The organism is Lagierella sp. (assembly GCF_029983815.1).
Classification (GTDB): Bacteria; Bacillota; Clostridia; order Tissierellales; family Peptoniphilaceae; genus Mediannikoviicoccus.
In genome coordinates this window covers 39,191-47,071 of the sequence record NZ_JASBYU010000014.1, presented here as the reverse complement: position 1 = coordinate 47,071, position 7,881 = coordinate 39,191, and the positions used below count along the sequence as shown (strand labels likewise).

At 36.8% G+C, this 7,881-nt stretch carries 5 protein-coding genes; all 5 read left to right on the top strand.

Features of this window, described 5'->3' with window-relative positions; translation table 11 throughout:
* Positions 1 to 139 precede the first annotated feature (139 nt).
* Positions 140 to 307, top strand: coding sequence for a hypothetical protein (locus Q1K37_RS06515; RefSeq protein WP_300410651.1), 168 nt, complete (start codon positions 140 to 142; stop codon positions 305 to 307).
* A 168-nt stretch (positions 308 to 475) separates the two neighbouring features.
* Entirely contained in the window at positions 476 to 3,199 is a 2,724-nt protein-coding gene (gene secA / locus Q1K37_RS06510) for a preprotein translocase subunit SecA (protein WP_300410650.1), read from the top strand.
* 7 nt (positions 3,200 to 3,206) lie between these two features.
* Positions 3,207 to 4,317, top strand: a protein-coding gene (prfB, locus tag Q1K37_RS06505; RefSeq protein WP_300410648.1) for a peptide chain release factor 2 whose coding sequence is annotated in 2 segments (ribosomal slippage) — positions 3,207 to 3,278 and positions 3,280 to 4,317 — 1,110 coding nt in all. Because the reading frame shifts where the segments join, the coding sequence is not laid out codon by codon here.
* Between the two features lie 123 nt (positions 4,318 to 4,440).
* Positions 4,441 to 6,543 (top strand): Tex family protein, encoded by a 2,103-nt coding sequence (locus Q1K37_RS06500; protein WP_300410647.1) that lies wholly within the window; start codon positions 4,441 to 4,443, stop codon positions 6,541 to 6,543.
* A 658-nt stretch (positions 6,544 to 7,201) separates the two neighbouring features.
* A complete protein-coding gene (locus tag Q1K37_RS06495) occupies positions 7,202 to 7,846 on the top strand; it encodes a hypothetical protein (protein WP_300410645.1) in 645 nt (214 codons plus the stop codon).
* The last annotated feature ends 35 nt before the right edge of the window (positions 7,847 to 7,881 follow it).

Here is a 7,881-nt window from a genome sequence, read left to right as displayed (position 1 = left end):
CGCATTTTTCAATGCGTTTAAAGGTTTTGGTATGTATTCAACTGTCAAACTCTCGATATTAAAATCCTTGTAAAAAGACCTTCAAAATCTATGAAAATATCCCATTTAGGTATATAATGGTATGAGGAGTGAAATAATTATGAGAAATATAATTGGAATAGGACTGGTAATTTTTATAGTAATTCTTTTGCTTTCTCTCTTGGGGAAGGTTATTAATTTTGCCTTTAAGATTTCCATCATTGTCATAGCTGCTGCTATAATAATGAAGCTTTTAGACAATTATTCAAAAAGAAATGACAGATTCTAAAAGATTTCACGTTATGGTGGAGTCTTTTTTGATTAAGACTATAGATTGATAAAACTTGTTTGAAAGATTAGTAAAATATTGTATGAATGGGCATTATTGCAACAATAGAATTTGTGTTATTACGCCAATATATGATAAAATTAACCGTGAATAATTATGAGGTGACCTATGGAATTTTTAAAAAATTTATTTTCAAGAGGATCTAAAAAAGAGATAAAAAAGATTGAACCAATTGTTGATAAAATTGAAGCTCTTGACAAGAAGATGCAAGAGCTATCAGATGAAGAGCTGAAGAATAAGACACAAGAATTTAAAAATAGATTGAAAGAAGGAGCTACACTGGAAGACCTTCTAGTTGAAGCTTTTGCTGTCGTTAGAGAGGCTTCCTGGAGGGTACTGGGCATGAAACAGTACCGAGTTCAGTTAATTGGTGGTATCATCCTTCACCAAGGTAGAATTGCAGAGATGAAGACAGGGGAAGGTAAGACCCTAGTTGCAACTTTACCTGCTTACTTAAACGCTTTAACCGGCGAAGGTGTTCACATAGTTACAGTAAATGACTATCTTGCTAAGCGTGATATGGAATGGATGGGAAAGGTCCATGAGTTTTTAGGCCTTAGTGTTGGATGTATAGTTCATGGTCTGGACAATGAAGAAAGACAAAGAAACTATAACTGCGACATCACCTATGGTACCAATAACCAATTTGGTTTTGACTACCTAAGGGACAATATGGTTATCTATAAAAAGGAACAAGTTCAAAGGGGACTTAACTTTGCCATTGTGGACGAGGTGGACTCCATCTTGATTGACGAGGCTAGAACTCCTCTTATAATCTCTGGTATGGGCGATGAATCTACGGATATGTATATTAGGGCTGACAGATTTGTTAGAACTCTTACTGGTAGAATAATCGATCCTAATGAGGAAAAACAGGATATCTTCGATAAGGAAATCAAGGAAGAGACTGTGGACTTTGTGGTGGACGAAAAGAAAAAGACAGCTTCTTTAACGGAAAAGGGTACTGCAAAAGCTGAAAAGTACTTTGGTTTAGAAAACCTATCCGACGTTTCTAACATGGAAACTGCACACCATATAAACCAGGCTTTAAAGGCTCACAATACCATGAAAAATGATATCGACTATGTTTTAAAGGACGGAGAGGTTCTAATTGTTGATGAATTTACTGGTCGTATCATGGAGGGTAGAAGATACTCTGATGGCCTTCACCAAGCTATCGAAGCTAAAGAGGGTGTAAATGTTCAGTCTGAATCCAAGACCCTTGCAACTATAACCTTCCAAAACTATTTTAGAATGTATAATAAGTTATCTGGTATGACAGGTACTGCCAAGACGGAAGAAGACGAGTTTTCAGAAATTTACAATATGGACGTTGTGGAAATCCCAACCAATAAGCCGGTTATCAGGGAAGACCAACATGACAGAGTATATATAAATACAGAGGCTAAGTACAATGCCATTGTAGAAGAGGTAAAGAGGGTTCATGAAACTGGACAGCCAATTCTTGTTGGTACTGCGTCCATCGAGGTTTCAGAGATAATCTCAAGTCTACTCAAGAAGGAGAGAATTCCCCATGAAGTGCTAAATGCTAAGCATCATGAAAGGGAGGCTGAGATTGTTGCTCAAGCGGGAACTTTTGAGAAAGTTACCATTGCAACCAATATGGCAGGTCGTGGTACGGATATTATCCTTGGTGGAAACGCCGACTTTATGGCAAAACACGATATGAAAAAACAGGGCTATGCCCAATATATTATAGATGCTTTAGACTCCTTTGTTGAAACAGACGATGAGGAGATTAAGGCTGCAAAAAATGTATATCATAATCTCTATGAAAAGTATAAGGCTAAGACTGATGAAAATGAAAAGAAAGTTCTTGAAGCGGGAGGTCTTTACATTTTAGGTACTGAAAGACATGAGTCTAGACGTATAGACAACCAGCTGAGAGGTCGTTCTGGTAGACAGGGAGACCCAGGTAGTTCTAGGTTCTATGTATCTTTAGAGGACAATCTAATGAGGCTATTCGGTGGGGAGACCATCCAACGATTTGCTGAAAAAGGCGACTTCCCAGTGGATGAGCCAATTGAGTTCAAGCCGGTTACCAAGGCTATTGAAAGGGCACAAAAGAAGGTTGAGGTCAATAACTTTGGTATTCGTAAGCACGTTTTACAATATGACGATGTAATGAATGTTCAAAGAAAAATCATCTACGGAGAAAGGGAGAGGGTTCTTCAAGGCGAGAACATGAAGGACTATATCCTTGAAATGCTTCATGAGATAATCTCTTTAGCTGTAGATAACTTTACTCAAGGGGGAGACAGTCCTCAGTCATGGGACATGGAAGGTCTTATCCTATATCTAAAGTCTGCCTTTATGCCAGAAGGGTACTTGGACTTTTCAAATATGGAATCTTGGAAGAGAACTGATTTGAAGAATTACTTGACCGAAAGGGCATTACAGGCCTATGAGGACAAGGAAAAGGAAATGGGCTCTGAAAGGTTTAGAGAGATAGAACGGGTTATCCTTCTTATGGTGGTTGATAGAAAGTGGATGGATCATATTGATGCAATGGACCAACTACGTCAAGGTATTGGACTTCGATCCTATGGTCAACAGGACCCTGTTAGAGCATACAACGAAGAAGGCTTTGATATGTTTGAAGAGATGAACCACTCTATTAAGGAAGATACTTTAAAAGGGCTATTTAATGTTAGACCTGTTGAAGAGATTGAAAGAAAGAAAGTGGCTAAGGAAACTAAGACTTCCGAAGAACAAACTACTGTTGTTAAGGGCAAAAAAATTGGACGAAATGATCCGTGCCCTTGTGGAAGTGGTAAGAAATACAAAAAATGTTGTGGAAAGAATGCCTAGGTGATCCATGGACGTATATTTGATAAATGAAGAGATAAAGTCCTTAAATTCCAACTTACAGGAAGTATGTGATTCACTTTGACTTACCAAAGTTAAGAGAAGAACTTAAAAAATTGGAAGAGAGCACTTTAGAGGAGAATTTTTGGGATGATAGTGAAAGAGCCCAAGGGATATTTTCTGAAATAAAGGACTTAAAGGACAATATTTCTGAATATGACAATCTGAAAGAGGACTTGGAGGACTTGGAAACTCTATTTGAGTTGGTAAAGGAAGAAGAGGCTTCGGAATATGAAAAGGAAATACAAAGTAGACTAAGAAATTTGACAAAAAACCTGGATAAGCTAAAGTTAAAAACTATGCTTGATGGGGAATATGACAAGAACAATGCCATATTTGCCATAAACTCTGGTGCAGGTGGAACGGAAGCCCAGGACTGGACGGAAATGCTTCTTAGAATGTATACAAGATGGATTTTGGATAGGGGTTTTTCCTACAATATACTGGACTACAACCGGGATACTGAGGGGGGAATCAAATCTGTAACCATTTTGGTAAAGGGAGTCTATGCCTATGGATATTTAAAAGCTGAAAAGGGAGTCCATAGACTTGTAAGGATTTCGCCCTTTGACTCCAATAAGAAAAGACATACTTCCTTTGCGTCGGTGGATGTATATCCGGAAATTGAAAACCACAAGGATATAGACATAGATCCAAATGATTTGAGAATTGACACCTATAGGGCAAGTGGTGCCGGAGGACAACATGTTAACACGACGGACTCTGCCGTTAGAATTACTCATATTCCTACGGGAGTGACGGTTCAGTGCCAGTCAGAAAGAAGTCAAATTTCCAATCGTGAAACTGCTATGACCATGCTTAAAGCAAGGTTAATTGCAATAAAAGAGGAAGAAAACAGAGAAAAGATTGAGGACATTCAAGGACAATATAATAAGATTGCCTGGGGTTCTCAGATAAGGTCCTATGTATTTCACCCCTACTGCTTGGTAAAGGATCATAGAACTCAATATGAAACTGGAAATATCCAGGCGGTAATGGATGGAGAGATAGACGACTTTATTGACGAATACTTGAAGATGAAAGCTATAAAAAAGAATTAGAGAGATTATGCTCTCATGGAAATCAATCAGGCACTCGATTTTTGTCTAGCCTGTCAAGGACTCGAAACTTTTGAGGAATTGGCCAAGGCTTGATGAGGAGTGCCTTATTTTATGAGGTGGACATTGAATATAGATTTAAAAATTGCTAAGGAATTAAATATTACGGAAAAACAGGTTAATAGTACCATAAAATTGATAGACGAGGGAAATACCATTCCCTTTATTTCAAGATATAGAAAGGAAGTGACTGGAAATCTTACGGATGAGGACTTGAGAGCCCTTGAGGAACTTCTCAACTATTTGAGATCTTTAGAACAGAGAAAGTCAGACGTGCTTAGGCTGATTGAGGAGCAGGGAAAGTTAAGCCCAGAGCTTAAAGAAGAAATAGAAAAGGCAGAGCAGCTAAAAGAAGTCGAAGACCTCTACTTACCCTACAAGCAAAAGAAACGTACTAGGGCAACTCAAGCAAGGGAAAGGGGACTTGAGCCTCTTTGTGATTTGATGCTTGAAGCTAATAGTACCAGTGAAGGTTTTGAACAATTGGCAAATAGCCTTATAAATGAAGAAAAGGATGTAAATGATTCACAGGACGCAATTAAAGGGGCAATGGATATAATTGCAGAAAAGGTATCAGAGACAATTGAATTTAGAGATATTCTAAGGCAGTCTGCAAAGGAAAACGGTGGAATCATATGTTCAAAATCCGGTGAAGACCCATCAAAGACCTATGAGATGTACTACGATTTTCTTGAAAGGTTGAAACACTTAAAACCACATAGGATACTGGCTATGTTTCGTGGGGAAAAAGAAGGGGTTTTAAAACTTAAATTCGATTTAAATGATGTGGAAAATATCCAAAAAATACTGGAAAAATTCGACTATTTACAAGAAAAATCCTACTATCACTATGTACAAGAGGCGGTAGTTGACGGTTATAAAAGGCTTTTATTACCATCTATAGAAACCGAAGTAAAAAATGAATTAAAAGAAAGGGCAGACAAAGAGTCAATCAAAGTGTTTGGGAAAAATCTAAAACCCTATCTTATGCAACCTCCTATAAAGGATTGTGTAGTATTGGGGATTGACCCAGGGTACAGAACTGGTTGTAAAGTGGCGGTGATTTCAAGCCATGGAAAACTTCTTGACTACAAGACCATCTATCCTACTAAACCAAAGGAGGATATTGTGGGATCCAAGAAGGTGCTTAAAGATTTAATTGAAAAATATCAAGTAAATCTAATATCCATTGGAAATGGAACTGCTTCTAGAGAAACTGAAAATTTGGTCTCTGAACTCATTGAAGAGTTAAAGAAAAAAGACCTCTTTTACACCATTGTAAACGAGGCTGGAGCATCCATCTACTCTGCTTCCAAGCTTGGTCAAGACGAGTTTCCAGAACTTGACGTTACTATAAGGGGAGCGGTTTCTATAGCTAGGAGAATTCAGGATCCTTTGGCGGAACTTGTTAAAATAGACCCAGAACATTTGGGAGTAGGACAGTATCAACATGATGTAAATCAAAAGGAGCTTAAAGAAACCCTGTCCAACGTGGTGGAGGACTGTGTAAACTCTGTTGGAGTCAATGTAAATACTGCATCGGCATCGTTACTTAACTATGTATCTGGAATTAGTAAATCCGTTGCAAAAAACATTGTAGAATATAAAGAACAAAATGGTCCTTTTAAAAATAGAGAAGAATTAAACAATGTAAAGGGACTTGGACCAAAGGCATTTACCCAATGTGCAGGATTTTTAAGAATACCAGACTCAAAAAATGTCTTGGACAATACAGCGGTGCACCCAGAAAGCTACTCTATTGCACAGGAATTACTTAATAGAGACCTTAAAAAAGTACAAGTGTCAAGGGTTTCAGTGGAACTTGACATAGGAGTGCCTACCCTAGTGGACATAATAAAAGAATTGAAAAAACCAGGAAGAGATCCAAGGGATGAAATGCCAAAACCGATTCTTCGTTCCGACGTACTTTCCATAGAGGACTTAACAGAGGGAATGGTACTAAAGGGAACAGTAAGAAATGTTGTGGACTTTGGATGTTTTGTCGATATAGGAATAAAAAATGATGGACTGGTTCACATTTCACAGATGTCAGACAAATTTATAAAACATCCATCGGATATGGTTGAAGTTTCAGATATAGTAGATGTTAAAATCATAAGCATAGAGAAGGAGACTGGAAGAGTAGGGTTAAGTATGAAAGGGGTTTAACAACCCCTTTTAATCCCCGTTTTTAGGATTTGAAATATTTTATTCTTTTTAAATAATCTAGGGAGGAGATTAAGGGGGTTGCGACTCCCCCTCACATCCCCTCCCTAAAACCCACCCCTTCTACACCCCTAAACGCTTTTGGGAGTTGCAATCCCAAAGGCCCTAGCTGTAAAAGATGTAGGAAAGCTGTCGGCTTTCCTTCAAAACTCCGTAGCGGGCACTCAATCCACAATAATATTAAAATTTGGTAGATGGAAATAAAACTTGAAAACTAATATATTTGTAATTTGATATTGAGTGCGGGATTACTTCTCATTAATTCTAGCACTCAAATTCTTCTGTTTTAATAATTCGTTTTAAAATGTTAAGATTTGTCAACAATCCCTATTTAATCTTTTTTTTTTTTTTATTATATGCTATTCTTTTATTGTAAGTAAAACAATTGTCAAACGATGTTTTATGCATTTTCGAATTTGAAATTAACGACTCTTGACTTTTAAAAATTAAAGTGTAAAGGCCTTTAATTATCTAGAATATTGTGATATTGAAATAGAAAAAGGACCTTCTGGATGGATAGGAACTTGTGAAGGTAAATGGAGTCCTGATTCTATTTAAATAATAAAAGGCTTTCTATCTAATTAATTTATCGAGGTGAAATATGTTAAACAAAAAGAGACTTATACTCCTAACTTTAGTAACTTTGGCAGTTGTCATAGTAGCGGCTTATGTTTTTACTGGAGGAGGTTTTTCTTTAAATAGTGTAGATGTTGGTGGTAAGACTTTAAGACTTAAACAAAATGATAGTATATTTGGATTCACAAGTGGGGAAAAGTATTCTATTAATGATACTATTCACGGAAGGTTTTTGAATGTTACTCTTGACAATGCTGAAATAATTGATGACTTGGGCGACTTAAAGGTAGCAGATAAAGAGGATTTAGAGTTTTTTAATGGTACTAAAGTCAAGGAAGGATATAAGATAGTCAAATTGGATTTTACTCTGGAGAATATAGGAAGCAACGAAGAAAACATCAATTCAAACTATCTATATTCCAAAAACATATCTCAGTATCCTAGATTTGGAAGTGAAATCAATGAGGAGGATATAGTTCATAGTGCTTTTTTAGTTAAATTACAACCTGGAGAAACAAAGAAAAATTCTATAGGGTATTTGCTTTCTGAAGATGAATTAAAGGAATCAAAAGGCGATGAATTTTATTATCAATTTGTTTTACCTTTAAGGGAAAAAGTTAAGGATGATGAGGTTAGCCAGGTAGAATATTTCTTTTTCAACTTTAATTAATTATCAAAAACGGCGAATCTTATAGGGGATTGATA